Annotated in this window: 1 protein-coding gene; it reads left to right on the plus strand. The window is 65.3% G+C overall.

The genetic code is table 11. The features are described 5' to 3' along the window. The coding region (locus FE782_RS31975) for an MDR family MFS transporter (protein ID WP_138198426.1) at positions 1–1,243 on the plus strand (1,243 nt) is incomplete at both ends.

Consider the following 1,243-nt stretch of genomic DNA (forward strand, 5'->3'; position numbering starts at 1 on the left):
GGCGGGTACGAGTATTACGTCTGGGTGTTCTCCGCTTACATGATCGCGACCGTCATCGCCACGCCGATCTTCGGCAAGCTGTCGGACATCTACGGGCGGAAGCTGTTTTTCCAGCTCGGGCTCGTCGTCTTCCTGCTCGGCTCGGTGCTGTGCGGCGTCGCCGCCACGATGGAGCAGCTGATCGCCTATCGAGCGATTCAAGGCATCGGCGGCGGGGCGCTCATGCCGATCGCCTTCGCCGTCATCTTCGACGTCTTTCCGCCGGAGAAGCGCGGCAAGATGAACGGCTTGTTCGGCGCCGTGTTCGGGCTGTCGAGCGTGTTCGGCCCGTCGCTCGGCGCGTACATCACCGACTACATCGACTGGCGGTGGGTGTTCTACATCAACGTGCCGATCGGCATCGTCGCGCTGACGCTCATCCAGCTCGGCTACCGGGAGAGCAAAGCCGCGAATCGCCAGCGCATCGACTGGTTCGGCGCGACGACGCTCGTCGCGGCCATCCTCGGCTTCATGTTCGCGATCGAGCTCGGCGGCGCGGAGACGTACGGCTGGGGCTCGCCGCAAATCATCGGCTTGTTCGCGCTGTTCGCCGTCGCGTTCGTTCTGTTCTTCGTCGCGGAGCGGCGGGCGGCGGATCCGATCGTCGAGCTGAAGCTGTTCAAGAATCGCTTGTTCACGGCGAGCCAGGCGATCGGCTTCTTCTACGGCATCCTGATGGTGTCGGGGGCGACGTACATTCCGCTGTTCATCCAAGGCGTCTACGGCGAATCGGCGAGCGCGGCGGGCATGACGCTGACGCCGATGATGCTGGCGGTCGTCGTGAGCAGCATGGTCGGCGGCCCGCTCGTGAGCCGGATGTCGTACCGGAACATTATGTTGATCTCGACGGTGATTCTGGCCGTCTCCATGGTGCTGCTCGGCACGATGACGGTCGACACGCCGCGGTGGGTCGTGACGATGTACATGGTGCTCGTGGGCCTCGGCATCGGGGTGAACTTCGTCGTACTGAACATCTCGGTGCTGCACGGACTGCCGCCGCAGTACAAGGGGACGGCGATCTCGCTGATCACGTTCTTCCGGACGATCGGCTCGGCGCTCGGCGTGACGGTGCTCGGCGTCGTACAGAAGGCGAGCTACAAGGCCCGGATCGAAGAGGCGTTCCCGGACGCGGCGGCGGCGGCGCAATTCGCGGACCCGCGGGCGCTCGTCGTGCCGGAGGCGCGGGCGGCGATTCCGCCGGAGG

Origin of the sequence: Paenibacillus antri, from assembly GCF_005765165.1 — a bacterium.
Classification (GTDB): domain Bacteria; phylum Bacillota; class Bacilli; order Paenibacillales; family YIM-B00363; genus Paenibacillus_AE; species Paenibacillus_AE antri.